The sequence below is a fragment of the Pseudoalteromonas sp. CF6-2 genome, assembly GCF_021729425.1.
GTDB classification, from domain to species: Bacteria; Pseudomonadota; Gammaproteobacteria; order Enterobacterales; family Alteromonadaceae; genus Pseudoalteromonas; species Pseudoalteromonas arabiensis.
In genome coordinates, this window is sequence record NZ_CP091442.1 from 842,864 (window position 1) to 859,560 (window position 16,697).

15 protein-coding genes are annotated in these 16,697 nt (G+C 40.9%); 13 read left to right on the top strand and 2 right to left on the bottom strand.

Annotated elements, in window-relative coordinates:
- Nucleotides 1–3: 3 nt before the first annotated feature.
- From L3Q70_RS03930 to nqrM, 7 genes are all read left to right on the top strand, one after another.
- Nucleotides 4–1,206 carry an NADH:ubiquinone reductase (Na(+)-transporting) subunit B gene (locus L3Q70_RS03930; protein WP_062570263.1) on the top strand — a complete coding sequence of 401 codons (1,203 nt, stop codon included), beginning with the start codon at nt 4–6 and terminating at the stop codon, nt 1,204–1,206.
- Nucleotides 1,199–1,951, top strand: a complete 753-nt coding sequence (locus tag L3Q70_RS03935) for a Na(+)-translocating NADH-quinone reductase subunit C (protein WP_062570264.1) — start codon at nt 1,199–1,201, stop codon at nt 1,949–1,951. Before L3Q70_RS03930 ends, L3Q70_RS03935 begins: the two co-directional genes overlap by 8 nt.
- Complete coding sequence (locus L3Q70_RS03940) at nt 1,951–2,583, top strand: NADH:ubiquinone reductase (Na(+)-transporting) subunit D (RefSeq protein WP_054554281.1); 633 nt, start codon at nt 1,951–1,953, stop codon at nt 2,581–2,583. Before L3Q70_RS03935 ends, L3Q70_RS03940 begins: the two co-directional genes overlap by 1 nt.
- Before the next feature lie 10 nt (nt 2,584–2,593).
- The gene (gene nqrE, locus L3Q70_RS03945) at nt 2,594–3,202 is read left to right on the top strand and encodes an NADH:ubiquinone reductase (Na(+)-transporting) subunit E (protein WP_016708692.1); all 609 of its coding nucleotides are present in this window, start codon (nt 2,594–2,596) and stop codon (nt 3,200–3,202) included.
- Nucleotides 3,203–3,221: 19 nt separating this feature from the next.
- Nucleotides 3,222–4,448 carry an NADH:ubiquinone reductase (Na(+)-transporting) subunit F gene (gene nqrF / locus L3Q70_RS03950; RefSeq protein ID WP_062570265.1) on the top strand — a complete coding sequence of 409 codons (1,227 nt, stop codon included), beginning with the start codon at nt 3,222–3,224 and terminating at the stop codon, nt 4,446–4,448.
- 112 nt (nt 4,449–4,560) lie between these two features.
- Complete coding sequence (locus L3Q70_RS03955) at nt 4,561–5,592, top strand: FAD:protein FMN transferase (protein WP_193988418.1); 1,032 nt, start codon at nt 4,561–4,563, stop codon at nt 5,590–5,592.
- 79 nt (nt 5,593–5,671) lie between these two features.
- A complete protein-coding gene (nqrM, locus tag L3Q70_RS03960) occupies nt 5,672–5,884 on the top strand; it encodes a (Na+)-NQR maturation NqrM (RefSeq protein WP_055020649.1) in 213 nt (70 codons plus the stop codon).
- 39 nt (nt 5,885–5,923) lie between these two features.
- Here the strand turns inward: nqrM and L3Q70_RS03965 are convergent, their stop codons facing one another.
- Together L3Q70_RS03965 and L3Q70_RS03970 are read right to left on the bottom strand one after the other, a co-directional pair.
- Nucleotides 5,924–7,276 carry a M14 family zinc carboxypeptidase gene (locus L3Q70_RS03965; RefSeq protein ID WP_237114881.1) on the bottom strand — a complete coding sequence of 451 codons (1,353 nt, stop codon included), beginning with the start codon at nt 7,274–7,276 and terminating at the stop codon, nt 5,924–5,926.
- Nucleotides 7,277–7,508: 232 nt separating this feature from the next.
- Nucleotides 7,509–10,562, bottom strand: coding sequence for an Ig-like domain-containing protein (locus L3Q70_RS03970; RefSeq protein WP_193988420.1), 3,054 nt, complete (start codon nt 10,560–10,562; stop codon nt 7,509–7,511).
- A 498-nt stretch (nt 10,563–11,060) separates the two neighbouring features.
- On the opposite strand from L3Q70_RS03970, the gene L3Q70_RS03975 reads away from it, so the two are divergent.
- The 6 genes from L3Q70_RS03975 (at nt 11,061) to cyoE (ending at nt 16,641) form a co-directional block, all read left to right on the top strand.
- The gene (locus tag L3Q70_RS03975) at nt 11,061–11,480 is read left to right on the top strand and encodes a hypothetical protein (protein ID WP_130151028.1); all 420 of its coding nucleotides are present in this window, start codon (nt 11,061–11,063) and stop codon (nt 11,478–11,480) included.
- Between the two features lie 237 nt (nt 11,481–11,717).
- A complete protein-coding gene (cyoA, locus tag L3Q70_RS03980; protein WP_130151029.1) occupies nt 11,718–12,632 on the top strand; it encodes a ubiquinol oxidase subunit II in 915 nt (304 codons plus the stop codon).
- Nucleotides 12,633–12,634: 2 nt separating this feature from the next.
- On the top strand, nt 12,635–14,623 hold the full coding sequence (gene cyoB / locus L3Q70_RS03985) for a cytochrome o ubiquinol oxidase subunit I (protein WP_193988421.1): 1,989 nt from the start codon (nt 12,635–12,637) through the stop codon (nt 14,621–14,623).
- Nucleotides 14,620–15,255 (top strand): cytochrome o ubiquinol oxidase subunit III, encoded by a 636-nt coding sequence (gene cyoC, locus L3Q70_RS03990; RefSeq protein WP_193988422.1) that lies wholly within the window; start codon nt 14,620–14,622, stop codon nt 15,253–15,255. Before cyoB ends, cyoC begins: the two co-directional genes overlap by 4 nt.
- Entirely contained in the window at nt 15,255–15,614 is a 360-nt protein-coding gene (cyoD, locus tag L3Q70_RS03995; RefSeq protein WP_237114882.1) for a cytochrome o ubiquinol oxidase subunit IV, read from the top strand. The genes cyoC and cyoD overlap by 1 nt, the downstream gene beginning before the upstream one ends.
- Before the next feature lie 142 nt (nt 15,615–15,756).
- Nucleotides 15,757–16,641: a heme o synthase gene (cyoE, locus tag L3Q70_RS04000; RefSeq protein WP_193988424.1), complete on the top strand. Its 885-nt coding sequence runs from the start codon at nt 15,757–15,759 to the stop codon at nt 16,639–16,641.
- Nucleotides 16,642–16,697 lie beyond the last annotated feature (56 nt).

Here is a 16,697-nt window from a genome sequence, read left to right on the forward strand (position 1 = left end):
GAGATGGGTTTAAAAAAATTTCTAGAAGATATTGAGCCGCATTTTGAACCGGGTGGTAAACATGAAAAGTGGTATGCGCTTTACGAAGCTGCTGCGACTATTTTCTACACGCCTGGTTATGTAAATAAAGGCAAAACACACGTTCGCGATAACATCGACCTAAAACGTATGATGATTTTAGTGTGGATGGCGACGTTCCCTGCAATGTTCTTTGGTATGTTCAACATCGGTCATCAGGCCGCGGGTGCATTAGCACAAGGTTTTGAATTAGCAAACACATGGCAAGTTGGTCTGTTCCAATTATTTGGCGGTGAATTAACTGCTGACTCTGGTTGGGGCGCGAAAATGTTTTACGGGGCCTGCTTCTTCCTACCAATATACGCAGTAACGTTTGCTGTGGGTGGTTTCTGGGAAGTACTATTCGCTTCTGTGCGTAAGCACGAAGTAAATGAAGGTTTCTTCGTAACATCTGTACTATTCGCACTCATTCTGCCGGCAACAATTCCTTTATGGCAAGTTGCATTAGGTATTACGTTTGGTGTTGTAATCGCTAAAGAAATCTTTGGTGGTACAGGTCGTAACTTCCTTAACCCTGCGCTTGCTGGTCGTGCGTTCTTATTCTTCGCATACCCTGCGCAAATTTCAGGTGACACAGTATGGACTGCGGTAGATTCATTCTCTGGCGCAACTATGCTAGGCCAAGCATTCGTTGGTTCACTTGATTACAGCAACATGGAACTATGGTGGAATGCGTTCTACGGTTTCATTCAAGGTTCTGTAGGTGAAACGTCAACATTAGCATTATTAATCGGTGGTTTATTCCTGATTTATGTGCGTATTGCTTCATGGCGTATCGTGCTAGGTGTATTCCTAGGTATGGTTGCAACGGCATTCTTACTAAATACAGTTGGTTCTGAAACTAACGCAGTATTTGCGATGCCTTGGCACTGGCACTTAGTGCTTGGTGGTTTTGCATTTGGTATGTTCTTTATGGCAACAGACCCAGTATCTGCATCATTCACTGACAAAGGTAAGTTTGCTTACGGTGCGTTAATCGGCTTTATGGTTGTAATGATCCGTGTTGTTAACCCGGCATTCCCAGAAGGTATGATGCTAGCAATCTTATTTGCTAACTTATTTGCACCATTATTCGATCACTTTGTAGTGCAAGCTAATATCAAGCGGAGGTTGGCACGTAATGTCTAGTAATAACGAATCAATCGGCAAAACGCTAACCGTTGTTGTTGCACTATGTTTAGTGTGTGCAGTCATCGTATCGTTTGCTTCAGTTCAGCTTCGTCCTTTACAGCAAGCTAACAAAACTCAAGATATTCAACGTAATATCCTAGCGGCAGCTGACATTGACGTTGAAGGCTCTGTATCAGAGACTTTCAATGGCAAAATTGAAGCGCGCGTTGTAGATATGGATACTGGTGAATTTGTTGAAGGCGCAGATCCTAACTCATTTGATTTCGAGAAAACTAAATTCGACCAAGCGCGTAGCTTTGCGTTGAAAGAAGAGGGAATTAAAGACATCGCGGGTATTCAACGCATGACTAAGAATTCACCTGTTTATATCTCGAAAAAAGCAGATGGTTCTACTGATGCAATCATTCTACCTATCCAAGGTTATGGCCTTTGGGGTGTAATGTATGGCTTCTTAGCGCTTGAGAGTGATGGTGAAACTGTTAAGAACATCAATTTCTTCAAGCACAACGAAACGCCAGGTCTAGGTGGTGAAATTCAAAATCCACAGTGGACTGCTAAATGGCAAGGTAAAGAGTTACCAATCAACATCGTGAAAAGTGGTGCAAGCAATGAACATCAAATCGATGGTCTTTCTGGCGCAACATTAACTTCAAATGGTGTTGATCATACAGTTGACTTCTGGACTGGCGAAAACGGCTTTGGTCCTTTCCTTGCGAAAGTACGTGAAGGAGCGTTGAAATAATGGCTGATACTAAAGAAATGAAGTCGGTCCTATTTGGTCCGGTATTCGCAAATAACCCAATCGCACTACAAGTACTTGGTATTTGTTCTGCGCTAGCGGTAACATCAAGCTTAAAAAATGCACTTATCATGTCAATCGCATTGACACTTGTAACAGCATTCTCAAGCTTGTTTATTTCGTCAATTCGTAACCACATCCCATCATCTGTGCGTATTATCGTGCAAATGACGATTATTGCATCATTAGTAATCGTGGTTGACCAAGTATTGCAAGCATTCTCTTATGCAACGGCAAAAGAGCTTTCAGTATTCGTTGGTCTAATCATTACTAACTGTATCGTAATGGGTCGTGCTGAAGCATACGCAATGAAGTCACCACCGTTAATGTCTTTCTTAGACGGTATCGGTAACGGTTTAGGCTACTCAGTAGTACTACTAACTGTTGGTTTCATCCGTGAGTTATTCGGTAAAGGTTCACTATTCGGTGTTGATATTATCCCACTTGTACAAAACGGTGGCTGGTATCAACCAATGGGTCTATTGATTTTACCACCGAGTGCATTCTTCATTATTGGTTTGTTCATCTGGGTACTTCGTACCTTCAAGAAAGACCAAGTAGAAGCAAAAGCGTAAGGGGCGAGCAGTGGAACATTATATTAGTTTATTTGTAAAAGCAGTTTTCATTGAAAACTTAGCTTTAGCCTTCTTCCTAGGTATGTGTACTTTCCTTGCGGTATCAAAGAAAGTAACAACATCAATCGGCCTAGGTGTGGCAGTTATCGTGGTACTAGGTATCTCTGTACCTGTAAATAACTTGGTTTATCACGCTGTTCTTGCACCAGGTGCATTAGAGTGGCTTGGCTACCCAGAAGCAGACCTTAGCTTCTTACGCTTCTTGACATTCATCGGTGTTATTGCAGCACTGGTACAAATTCTTGAAATGGCATTAGATAAGTTCTTCCCTGCACTATACAACGCGTTAGGTATCTTCTTACCACTGATCACAGTTAACTGTGCAATCTTCGGTGCGGTATCTTTCATGGTTGAGCGTAACTATAACTTCGGCGAGTCTGTTGTTTATGGTATCGGTTCAGGTGTGGGCTGGGCGCTAGCAATTACTTTACTTGCTGGTATCCGTGAGAAAATGAAGTATTCAGACGTTCCTGATGGCTTACGTGGTTTAGGTATTACTTTCATCACTGTTGGTCTTATGGGTCTTGGCTTTATGTCATTCTCTGGTATTTCACTTTAATAGGTAGCGAGGATAAATCATGAATGAGATTTTCTTAGGCGTTGGTGTTTTCATCGCTATCGTTGTTATTTTAGTTTTAGTTATCATTGGTGCTAAATCTAAATTAGTAGCAAGCGGCGATATCATCATCGGAATTAATGGCGACCCAGATAAAGCTATTAAAACATCAGCAGGTAGCAAGCTATTAGGTGCCCTAGCTGATTCAGGTATCTTCGTTTCATCTGCATGTGGTGGCGGTGGCTCTTGTGGTCAGTGTCGTGTACACATCAAAGAAGGTGGCGGCGATATCTTACCAACAGAACTTGATCACATCTCTAAAGGTGAAGCGCGTGAAGGCTGCCGTTTAGCGTGTCAGGTAAATGTTAAAAACGACATGGAAATTGAACTTGAAGAGTCAATTTTCGGTGTTAAGAAGTGGGACTGTACAGTTATCTCTAACGATAACAAGGCAACTTTCATCAAGGAACTTAAATTACAAATTCCTGATGGCGAGTCAGTACCGTTCCGTGCCGGTGGTTATATTCAAATTGAAGCACCAGCTCACCACGTTAAATACGCTGATTTCGATATTCCAGAAGAGTATCGTGGCGACTGGAACCACTTCGGTTTCTTCGATCTGGAGTCTAAAGTGGATGACGAAACAATTCGTGCATACTCAATGGCTAACTACCCAGAAGAAGAAGGCATTATCATGCTTAACGTGCGTATCGCTACGCCGCCGCCAAGAGACCTAAGCCTTCCATGTGGTAAAATGTCTTCGTACATTTGGTCACTAAAAGAAGGTGATAAAGTGACTATTTCTGGCCCATTCGGTGAGTTCTTCGCGAAAGACACTGATGCAGAAATGGTATTCGTAGGTGGTGGTGCAGGTATGGCACCAATGCGTTCACATATCTTTGACCAACTTAAGCGTTTAAATTCTAAGCGTAAGATGAGCTTCTGGTATGGTGCGCGTTCTAAGCGTGAAATGTTCTACGTAGAAGATTTCGACGGCTTAGCAGCAGAAAACGATAACTTCGTATGGCATACAGCACTGTCTGATCCACAACCAGAAGATAACTGGGAAGGTTACACAGGCTTCATCCACAACGTACTTTATGAAAACTACTTGAAAGATCATGAAGCGCCTGAAGATTGTGAGTTCTACATGTGTGGTCCTCCAATGATGAACGCGGCTGTTATCAATATGCTTAAAGACTTAGGTGTAGAAGACGAAAACATCTTATTAGATGACTTCGGTGGCTAACACCATACACAAAACAATAAGTTTTGGTTAGAATACAAGCCTCGTAGCACAATGTGTTACGAGGCTTTTTTTATTTTTATACCAACGTCACGGTATCCTAAAGGTGAGTGCTATGAATAGAGTGTTTTATCGCCAAGGCTTGATGGCCTTTTTTTTACTAACTATTACTTTACTCATGGCAGGTTGTAGCCAAGCAGATAAAGCTGAGGAGCATTATTTCGAAGGCAAAACCATGGGAACGACTTATCACATCAAGGTATTTGCTGAACCTTCTAAACTAGAAGGGGCTGATTTACATTCTGAAATTAAGCAAGCACTCAAAGATGTAAACCAATCTATGTCAACTTACATTGCTGATTCAGAAATTAACCAGTTCAACCAGTTACCAGCAGGGCAGGTTATGCCGATTAGTGATGATTTCCGTAAGGTTGTGGCTGAGTCAATTCGCCTTGGTGAATCAACAAAAACCCTTGATGTGACAATGGGGCCACTTATTGACTTATGGGGCTTTGGTCCAGATAAAAAGCCGACTAAACGCCCGACTGATGAAGCCTTAGCGGCGATGATTGAAAAGATTGGTGTTGATAAGCTTGAATTAACAGATTCAGGCCTTATGAAAACGATAGACGGTTTAGAACTGTCGTTTTCGGCTACGGCAAAAGGCTACGGCATAGATAAAGTTGCAGAGGTTATTGAAAGCCACGGCTTAACAAATTATATGGTTGAGATAGGTGGTGAGCTACGTGTATCGGGTATTAAGCCAGACAACATCACGTGGAAAATTGCAATTGAGCAGCCAGATGCAGAGCCTGGCGTGCGCAAAGTACATAAAGTGATTGAACCAGGTACCAATGGTATTGCCACATCAGGTGACTACAGAATTTTTTATGAAATGGATGGTGTGACATATAGTCACTTAATTGATCCTGTAACAGGCATGCCAAGTCGTCATGACTTAGTGTCGGTCACAGTATTGCATCCTTCAGCAATGACGGCTGATGGCTTAGCAACAGCATTGACAGTTATGGGAATGAAGCGTGCGCAAAAATATGCTGAAGAACATAATCTGCCGGTATATTTAATTGGTAAGTCAGACAATGGCTTAGTCACTTATTCAAGCCCTGCTTTTAAACCTTATTTGTAGCAGGGCAAGAAGCAGTTTATAATGCATACAGCCCAACAGGTTGGGCTCAATTTTATTGCTGAACAATAGGGGCAAAGCAATGTCACTTTTTCTTCTTACATTTGGTCTACTTATTTTAATTGTGGCAGCGATGGCTGTTGGTATGATTGTGCAAAAGAAATCTATGGCCAGTAGTTGTGGCGGCCTAGGTGCTGTTGGTATCGACAAAGCCTGCGACTGCGACGACCCGTGTGACAAGCGCAAAAAGCGCATGGCAAAAGAACAAGTCTGGAAAGAGAATCAAATTCTTTAACCACAAAAAAAGCGCCTTTAGGCGCTTTTTTAATGTTTATTAATTGAGTTTTATGAGTTCTGAACCTAGTACTGCGTATTTTACGGTTTGTTCTTGGTAAAGTAAGAATGCCGCTGAGGCGTGCAATTTAGGTTGCGAATCAAATGCGCCTTGGCACCGGTAAACTGGCCAGTGTGAACGGTTATCGAGTTTCGCGAAATCCCCTGAAAAGCAGCTATAACCTTGCTTTAATAGCTCTTTATAATGCCTCTTATTAAGCTTAATTGGTTCTGTTAAAGAAAAACCTTTACCTGGGTTATAAACGAGCTTGTTGGCATCTATTTGAGTGTAGCCACGGCGAATGCTACTTATATCTCCCAGCTCTTTGATACGTGGTGCATTACCTTTGTTATTAATGGCTATATCTATTTTGTAATCACCGTAATGGCTCTGTACATTCACATCATCAATAAGTAGATCGACCCAGTTATTACTAGCATTAAAAGGAATTGCATTGTATTGGTTAATGCTGGCTGCTTTCCACGTGCCATTTTGTAGTGTATCGATTATCTCTTTATAAAGTACACGATTTACTTTTCGCGCAACTTGGCGATGAGGGTCGTTCGGGTAAGCACCTGATTCAATTAATATAGTGCGAATACCCATTTCGGAAAATGTATCACCAAAGCTTCGATACGAGTAACTGTCGTTATACTTTGCTAGGTGCCCTGGGATCATTGTCTCAATTGTTTTAGCTAAGTGAGCGATAAGCTGCATGGCTTCGCCACGGCTAGTATTAATCTCTCTTGCATCATTATAGGCAGGGGCGAGTACAGAAATAGTAGCTTGATTCCCTTTTTTTCCTGCACCGTAATACGCGTTCTGATCATGCAAGTTAAAGCCAAAATCAGGTTTAAACTCCTTAGCGGCACGCATGAGTGTTTGCCCCTCTGGGGTCCTCAATGCTTTTGCATCACGGTTTAGATCAATACCTTGTGCATTGTGACGCGTTTGAGCGTTGGCACCGTCAGGATTAATCATGGGAATAATCCTGAGCGTTAGTTTGTCTTGCCAGCTTTGTAGCCAGTGAGCGTTTTCGGGCAAAGTTATAAAATCAAGAAAATCCATAAGTGCAGCGGTTGCCGTGTTTTCATCACCATGCATGTGACTCCACATCATCACTTTTGTGGTGCCAGAGCCTATATCAAGAGCGTATATGGGTTGACTGTGGTACGACCTACCGAGTTGCTGTAGTGTAATTGCAGGATGCTTGGCTATGCGGTTTAAAACAGGTTTTATATCTGTGAGATTAATCGCTGCTTTATCAAAACCATCAACCTCGTTATTTTCAATTTCAGTGGCAATTATTGGTGTACTGATTAGCAAAGTCATGGCAAGTATACAGCCCCGCATAAGATATCCTTTATTCCTTTTTGTTTTAATGCTAAGAATATTATATTTGCATTCGTTTGGCTAACTTTTGTTCAACCTTATCTTCTTGTTTTTATTCTTTTTAACTTTGGGGTACTTAGCGGCGCGCGTCTTTAGTTGATTTTTTATAGAAGCACACAGAATAGAGGCGCTATTATTGAATCTTGCTCTTGGAATATTTCCCAAGAGCAAGTAAAGGTTGGAGTTGCTAAGTTTATACAGTGAAAGAAAACTTCGATTTACGCAGCAGTCCCACAATGGCAAGTAATGAAAGAATATAGAAGGGCATACTGCCCCCGCTTTTTTCTTTTGTTTCTTCGCCATTATCGTCTGTATCATCGGCTTTAGTGGTTATAGTAACTGTACTTGGCTCAGAGTAGCTCATACCATCAAAAACGCGGTACTGAAAGCTAGTTTCGTAGCTTGTATTAGTTTGCGGCGTATATGATACGATTCCACTGATGTTGTCTAATGTTACTGAACCTATGCTTGGCTCAGATACAAGCTCATAAGTAAGTGGATCTGAATCTGCATCTTGGGCTAATAGTTCGAATTGAGCTGCTTCAGATTGATTGATGATTAATTCCAGAGCCTGTGTCTGTGGGGATGTATTGGTATGATTTATTGTAATCATTTTATCAATATTTAAACCAATCTCGTTGCTTATATTAACGACAAAATTAGCTGGCTCTAACGTTGAGATTAATGGTGTATAGGTAAACTCACCCGTTGCATTATTACTAAACACAAACTCGCCTGATGCTGGCTGTACCTTTACGTTAAGTTGAAGATTACTGTTTTCACCTGCACCTGATAAGGAGAGAGTTTCGCTCAGTGGCGTGCGCCAATGAGCAGAAATTGGATTAGGCTCAATGACAAGAGGTGTTCCATCAATATTGACTGAAACCGACACACTTTCAGTGGCCCTTCCGCCTATAGACATAGAAAGCTCAAATTGGTCTAGGCCAACTTCGCCAGTTGTGGGAGTGTAACTAAAGTGGCCAAGAGCCCTATCGGTAAATGTAATATTGCCTTTGCTAGGTGCCTTTGAAATATAAAAGCGATAGTTGAAGGAATCTTTTTCACTCAATGCTTTAAACTCAACAGGCGTGAACTTATTGGTGTTAAATTCAGTTACACTAAGTTGATAAGGTTGCTCTGTTTTTTCGCCGATTTTAAATAGTTCTCTGCCATTTGAGTGTGTTATTAGCCAATAGGTCTTTTCGTTAACTATTTCAATATCTGAATGTGTAGCGGCCACATCAAGAGTAACCAGCTTATTATATTGTGCATTTGCCAAATTAAAGACACCTAGTTCATTTTCGCAGGCGATATGAAGTTGGCCACTAAGGTGTTGCTCAACAGCAATTAATTTTGATGATGCACAGAAGTTAGCCACTTCTTGTTTGTTTCCTTGGGCGGAAATAGATACTAAAGCCCCGTCCTGAGTTGTTGTATACAATTGCTCGTTATTATTATACGTAAAAGTATCAAGTGATTGGATATCACCTAAATCAAGTAATGAGTGGGTGTCTTTAACAAAGTTATAGACGGCTGTCTGCTTGTTAGTTCCTAGATGCTCGAACACAAGTTCTTTAATACCATCACCGTCAAAGTCAATTGTCGTTAGTAATTCTGATATATCAAGTTGAGGCTCACCGATAAGTGAAATCGTATATTTTATGTTGTCACTGTATAACTCTCTGACTTCAAATGGTTTTGACTGATCAGCATAATACCAGTCTGAATATTGGTAGAGGTATTCTTGGTTTCCGTCACCGTCAATATCACCCAATAGCTTGAAATAGCCAATAAAAGGTTGTTCGATATGATTAGACCCATCCATGTTCAATATATAGTGTTTACTAATACCGGGATTCCACTGCTCACCTAGAGTCGAGTACACAATTTTATTATCGGTGTTTCTACCAAAAGGTATTATGGAAACTTTATCTACTTCAGAAGCATAAAGCTCTTTAGTTACACTTTTTGACCATGATTCAGTTTGTGTGACAGGAGAAATACTATTTAATATTGTATAACTTGTTAAATAGGCAGGATCCCACTTCGAACCTGTGGTAATAATAAGCTGTCTATACTCTTCAATAATCTTTATCTCTTCATTTTGCATGGCTAAATAAGCATTGCCGTTAAAGCCGAGTTCAGTTACCTCTCCGAATCTCACTTCTTTAACATTGAGTCTCTGTATTTGCTCAATTGTTTCTTTTTGCTCATCGCCATACAAGTCTAAATATTCATAGATATAATGAAGAATATTAGGTTGATAATCGCCTCCATCCTGTGTTGTGACGCTCCTGCCAATGACTTCTTCTTCTCTTGTTAAATAGTTATAGAAATAGTTAAAGTGAGTCCTACGATTCGAATCACTGTACATCTCGGCATTGTTATCAATGGCTGTATAATCTTGATAAAGGTCGTTGTTGTAGTAAGGCGATCTACTAGTGTATTTTAAAAAATCATTATCTTGATTACAATCTTCTAGCGTACTCTCCAAAGGCCAAATAACGCTGTTTTCATTTACATCGATAGTACACTTTTCACCTACAGCTTCATCCATGCCATCATTATTTAAATCTTTGGCAAATAAGTATCTGCTTGTTACGGGTAGCTCGCCAACTTTTTTTACATCACTGCCTTGAATTTGGTAGATTTCGCCGTCCCATGTCAGCATTTCATTGAGCAGATGATTGGTAAACTTTCCGACAGTAAACTCATAATGTGGCAGGGTGTAGTGCGCTTTTGTTTCGAGGCTATGCATATCTAGCGTATACATAGTGCTTTCATTTATTAGCATAACCTCAATATTGCCATCGTTATCTATGTCTTTAAATTTAACGTTATCAGCAGTTATATTTGGGATCTTTTTTACATATTTTCTAGCAGTTAAATTTACAAGGTGTGCGTTGCGTTGATCGCTAATAATAATAGCAAAGTGATTATCTGAACTTTTATCGTAATAAATTTCAAACGAAGCAATTGATTCTCCTTCGCTCTCAAACTCTATTGCATTGGTTACTGGCGTGTTGACAGTTTCATCATTGCCGATGATACTAATAATATACAACCTTTGGCTGTCATCATTAATCATTGCAATGATATCTTTATTCGAATCATTATCAATATCGATCACTCTAACATTACTTAAATCATCAAAGCTTGAAAAATGCTTCATTTTTTCTACGTCGGCGTATGATGATTGAGTGGTTAACATCAAGCTGAGAAGTGTCGATGTAATAGCAAACTTCATATTATTCCCTTAAAAATAGTTTCGCGTTTTTGTTTTGGACCCTTGTATATCAACAACAAGAGGTAATAGTAAATTAACATACTTTATTATGCTGCGTAACTGAATTAGGGAATGAAAAATAAAAAAGTGATATTATTTAGAATGCTTCTGGGTTTGAGTACTGATACACAGTTGTCTCAAGCTGCATTACCTTGCAGTATTAAGAAGTTTTTATACAATTTCTTTCCTATCTATTTCACTTTGTAATATAAAATCCTCTAATTTTTTAGGTGGTTATCTAAGTTAGTATTGGTTATTTACATTTTTTTATAGCTTAATTAAATGCTGGTTAACTGACCGCTGTTAATTTTTTCTTGTATGATAAGTTGACTTTGTTATACTCCACATCGAAATTTCAGTAATTACTGAAACTTTATTGATGAAGATCATGTTACCGCATTAAAAAATAGGGTAGAGCAACTACCTTAAATGTGGTGAAAGTTTTAAAAGGCGTGAGTTTTGCGAGCAATTAATCAGTCACAAGGTGTCAAACAGTCTAGTTTAGCTAGATTGCAATTGGCTGCGCGTGCGTTTTTTGCTGGTAAAGAACTAATGTCTGTTTTAGCTTTGCTGCTGATTAATTCAGCCATGCTAATCAACGGTACATTAGAAGATGCTCACGGGCTAAGAAGTTTATTAAGTGAAGGGGCTCTGTACGAAGCACCATTACTTAATGTGTTGAGCTTTTTAGCTTACCCAGTGGTGTCTTGCCAGTTACTTATTGGTTTATGCTGGTTGGTCTTCCATTTCTTCCCTGCGCGTCGTGCAGGTGTCATTTTACGTAAAGCGGCCTTCGCAGCGCGTGAAACGATAAAGTCTTTAGTAGTACACAGCGCTCATGGCTGTCGTGCTCCTCCTCGTGTAAATGGTTGTCTGTAAATAAGCTTTGTTGCTTAAGTTCAGCCATTTTAGTCGTTTACTAAGTTGTCTTTACTAAGCACCTAGTGGGCCTTCTGCGTCCAAATTTCAGTCAGCTAACCTAATTATTCCCACATTTTAGCGTGCCGATTTTCTGTGCTCGTTACTTGGCTGGGGATGTCTGTGGCCGTTTTTTGCTACAGAGAAGCGTCGTGTACTTATCGACAAGTGTTAACTTTTAGGTTGTAGGATATTCCTTTGTCAATTCGTAACCTTTGTAATATTGCTCTAGCGTCTTTAGTGCTGGCTTTGTCTGGCTGTAAAGGCGGGGTACTTGATCCAAAAGGTCAAATTGGGGCTGACGAAAAGTATTTAATTATCGTAGCGACGGTATTAATGCTGATTGTTGTAATCCCAGTTATTGCCATGACAATTTATTTTGCATGGAAATACCGTGATGGACGAGACCAAGAAATTTATGCTCCTAAGTGGGCTCACTCAAACAAGATTGAAGCGGTTGTATGGACCATTCCGATTATTATTGTGGTTATTTTAGGTGTGATCACTTGGCAATCAACGCAAGATCTTGACCCTTATAAACCACTTGAAGGGAAGGGTGAGCACCTTACTGTAGAAGTGGTGTCTTTAAACTGGAAATGGTTATTTATTTACCCAGAGCAAGGCATTGCAACAGTGAATGAGTTGGTTTTTCCGGCTAACGTGCCTGTTCAATACAAGATCACCTCAGAAAGCACCATGAATTCGTTTTTCATACCTCAGCTTGGTAGCCAAATTTACTCAATGGCAGGCATGGAAACCAAACTTCACTTGATAGCTGATGAACCAGGAACTTTTAAAGGTTTCTCTGCAAATTACAGCGGTGCTGGTTTCACGGGTATGAAGTTTAATGCCATTGCTACCCCAACCCAAGCTGATTTCGATGCATGGGTAAATAAGGTTAAAAATACAGGCTCTGCGCTTACTAAACAGACCTATGTTGAACTTGCTAAGCCAAGTGAGTACGACCCAGTTAAATACTACGCCAGTGTTGATAAAGATATGTTCCATTCAATCGTAATGAAATATATGCAAGCGCATGGCTCACACGGTGCAATGCAACACGCAATGCCAGAGCACTCAGCTCATAAAGGGCATAGCGAGGACGAGGAATAATCATGTCGTTGTTAGGTAAATTAACATTAGACGCAATCCCGTTTCATGAACCAATTATCATGGTTACCATGACGGTGGTTGCTGTCTTAGGCTTGCTAGTGGCAGGCTTAGTAACAAAATATAAAAAATGGGGCGTGCTTTGGCACGACTGGATCACCTCAATTGATCATAAGCGCTTAGGTGTGATGTACATCATTCTTGCGCTTATCATGCTTTTCCGTGGTTTCGCGGATGCCATTATGATGCGACTGCAATTAGCGATGGCTACCGGCGGTGCAAGTGGTTACTTACCACCTGAACATTACGACCAAATTTTTACGGCACACGGGGTGATTATGATCATCTTTATGGCGATGCCGTTCATGATTGGTTTAATGAACATCATTTTACCGCTGCAAATTGGTGCCCGTGATGTTGCATTCCCATTTTTGAATAATCTAAGTTTTTGGTTAACTGCTGGTGGTGCGATACTCATTAATATTTCACTGTTTTTCGGTGAATTTGCTAAAACAGGTTGGGTTGCTTATCCGCCATTATCTGAGCTGTCGTTTAGTCCGGGTGTGGGGGTCGATTATTATATCTGGGCCTTGCAAATATCCGGTTTGGGTACTTTGTTAACGTCAGTTAACTTCTTAGCGACTGTATTCAAAATGCGTGCACCAGGCATGACATTAATGAAAATGCCTATTTTTACGTGGGCATGTACGTGGGCGAATATCTTAATTGCAGCATCGTTCCCAATTTTAACGGCTGTACTGGCAATGCTAACGCTTGACCGTTATCTCGATTTCCACTTCTTCACGAATGAATTAGGTGGTAATGCGATGATGTACATCAACTTATTCTGGGCATGGGGTCACCCTGAAGTTTACATTCTGATCTTACCTGCGTTTGGTATTTTCTCAGAAGTTATTTCAACGTTTGCTGGTAAACGCCTGTTTGGTTATAAGTCGATGGTTTACGCAAGCGGTGCGATTTCTATTTTAGGGTTCATCGTTTGGCTTCACCACTTCTTTACTATGGGCTCAAGCGCTAATGTGAATGCCTTCTTTGGTGTGATGACCATGGTTATCGCGGTACCGACCGGGGTTAAGTTGTTTAACTGGTTATTCACTATGTATCGTGGTCGTTTACGTATTACGGTGCCAGTTCTTTGGACTTTAGGTTTCATGGTGACTTTCACTATCGGCGGTATGACCGGTGTGTTACTTGCCATTCCAGGTGCTGACTACGTATTACACAATAGCTTATTCTTAATCGCTCACTTCCATAACACCATTATTGGTGGCGCAGTGTTTGGTTATTTAGCTGGTTTTGCATTTTGGTTCCCTAAAGCAATGGGCTTCAAACTTGATGAAAGCTGGGGCAGAAGATCTTTCTGGTGTTGGTTAATTGGTTTCTTCGTAGCATTCATGCCGTTATACGTACTTGGTTTCTTAGGTATGACACGTCGCTTAAACCACACAAACAACCCTGATTGGAACATCTGGTTATACATTGCAGCTGGCGGTGCGGTGATCATTATGTTCGGTATCTTGTTCCAAGTAGTACAACTTGTGGTGAGCTTCAAAAACCGCGAGCAACTTGACGATACAACGGGCGATCCGTGGAACGGTCATACCCTAGAGTGGGCATCTGCTTCACCTCCGCAGTACTATAACTTTGCAAAAATCCCCCATGTTGATGACATTGATGCATGGACTGACATGAAAGAAAAAGGCCTAGCTTACAAGCAAGAAGCCTCTTATAGCCCAATTCACATGCCAAAAAATACATCGGCAGGTGTATTAATGAGCGCAGCTTTAACAACTTTCTGTTTTGCCATGATTTGGCATATTTGGTGGCTTGCAGCCTTTGGTTTACTGGGCGCTATCGCGGTATTTATCAAACGTTGTTATACGGCGGATGTTGATTATTACGTGCAACCAGATGAAATTGTTGAACTTGAAACGGCGCACAATACCGCCGCGACTAAAGGGGTGAATGCATGAGTTCTATCACTGCTGATTTAAACACCTTAGATAATACTCAAGGTCATGTTGATGCACATGACCATGAGCATCACGATACGGGTGGCAACACGGTTTTCGGTTTTTGGTTGTACTTGATGACCGACTGCTTATTGTTTGCTTCTTTCTTTGCAACCTATGCCGTACTGTTTATGAACACAGCCGGTGGCGTGTCTGGCAAAGATATTTTTGAACTTGATTTTGTTGCGGTTGAAACCGCGGCACTCCTACTTAGTAGTATTACCTTTGGTTTTGCGATGATCTCTGCGCATTCGCAGAAGAAGGCCGCTACATTAACTTGGTTACTGGTCACGTTTGCCTTTGGTGCCGTGTTTATTGGTATGGAAGTATATGAATTTCATCACCTAATTGCGCACGGTAATGGCCCACAACAAAGCGCCTTTTTAACCTCGTTTTTCTCTTTAGTGGGCTTACACGGTCTGCATGTGACGGCAGGTTTGATTTGGATGACAATCATGATGATCGAAGTTTTACGTCGTGGTTTAAACCCGCAAACAGTGACACGCCTAAGTTGTTTAAGCTTATTCTGGCATTTCTTAGATGTGGTGTGGATCTGTGTATTTACCGTTGTTTATTTAATGGGAGCAATGTAATGAGTCACAGTGAATCACATGTCATTAATAATCTAGAAGTACACGCACATAACGCGCAATCACATGGCAGTATCAAAGACTATTTAGTTGGCTTTCTACTGTCAGTGGTTTTAACGGCTATTCCATTTTGGGCTGTAATTAGTGGGTCGTTTTCAAAACCAGCCACCGTATGGTGCATTGTAACGATGGCTGTTGTGCAAATTTGGGTGCATTTAAAGTACTTCTTGCATTTAAGTTTTAAAACTGAAGACGGCAAGGCCAGCTCATTGTCATTTATCTTCAGCGCTATCATTATCGTAATGGTGGTTGGTTTGTCGGTGTGGATCATCTACGAATCGAACGCCATGATGATGTACTAATAACAATTACTTTGTAATTGATTAAAGAGTTTACGAAAGGAGCTGGTTAGTTTGAGGTTGTGTCTCCAGTTCTTACAGTCTGTTACTAGCTAGTTTCTTTCGTAATTTTGCGTTTGTGCGAAATATTAGAGGAGTCGAGGAAGTGTTTCGACGTTATTTAAATGTCACTAAACCTGGCATTATCATGGGCAACTTAATCTCCGTCGCGGGAGGATTCTTGCTAGCCTCTCGTGGTGATGTTGACCCATGGTTAATGGTCGCGACCTTGCTAGGGTTATCTTTAGTCGTAGCATCTGGATGCGCAATCAATAATGTCATTGATCGTGATATTGATGTTGCTATGGCGCGCACTCGCAAACGCGTCACAGTCACTGGCGAAATGTCAGCAAAGGCGGCTATGACACATGGCATCGTGCTTGGTGTTTTTGGTTTCACATTATTAGCAGTGTATACCAACGTAGTGGCACTCTTATTTGCTACGTTTGGTTACGTCATTTACGTCGGTGTGTACAGCTTATATATGAAGCGTCGTTCTGTGTACGGCACCTTTGTAGGGAGTTTATCGGGCGCAGTTCCACCTGTGGTGGGCTATTGTGCGGTAACTGGGCAGTTTGATGCTGGTGCTGTGATTTTATTGGTAATGTTTAGTTTATGGCAAATGCCTCATTCATATGCAATTGCAATCTTTCGTTATAACGACTACCAAGCGGCCAGAATTCCTGTGCTACCTGTAGCGCAAGGGATTGAGAAGGCAAAGCATCACATTGTTTTATATATCGCCGTGTATGCGTTGGTTGTGATGTTATTAACCATTAGTGGTTATACAGGTTTAGCTTTTATGGCTGTGGCTTGTACAACGAGTTTTTGGTGGTTGCTAATGGCGCTCCGTGGCTATCGTCGTAATATTGATGTAAGCGGCTGGGCGCGCCAAGTATTTGCTTTTTCGATAGTAAATATTACGGTTTTGAGTATAGCGATGGCTTTAGATTATCATTCGGTAGCTCCACAGCTACTTGTTTTAACTTAGAAAAAAGTTGCTAACATATCCCAATGTTACAGTAGCAAAGGCCCGGTTCTTTTCTC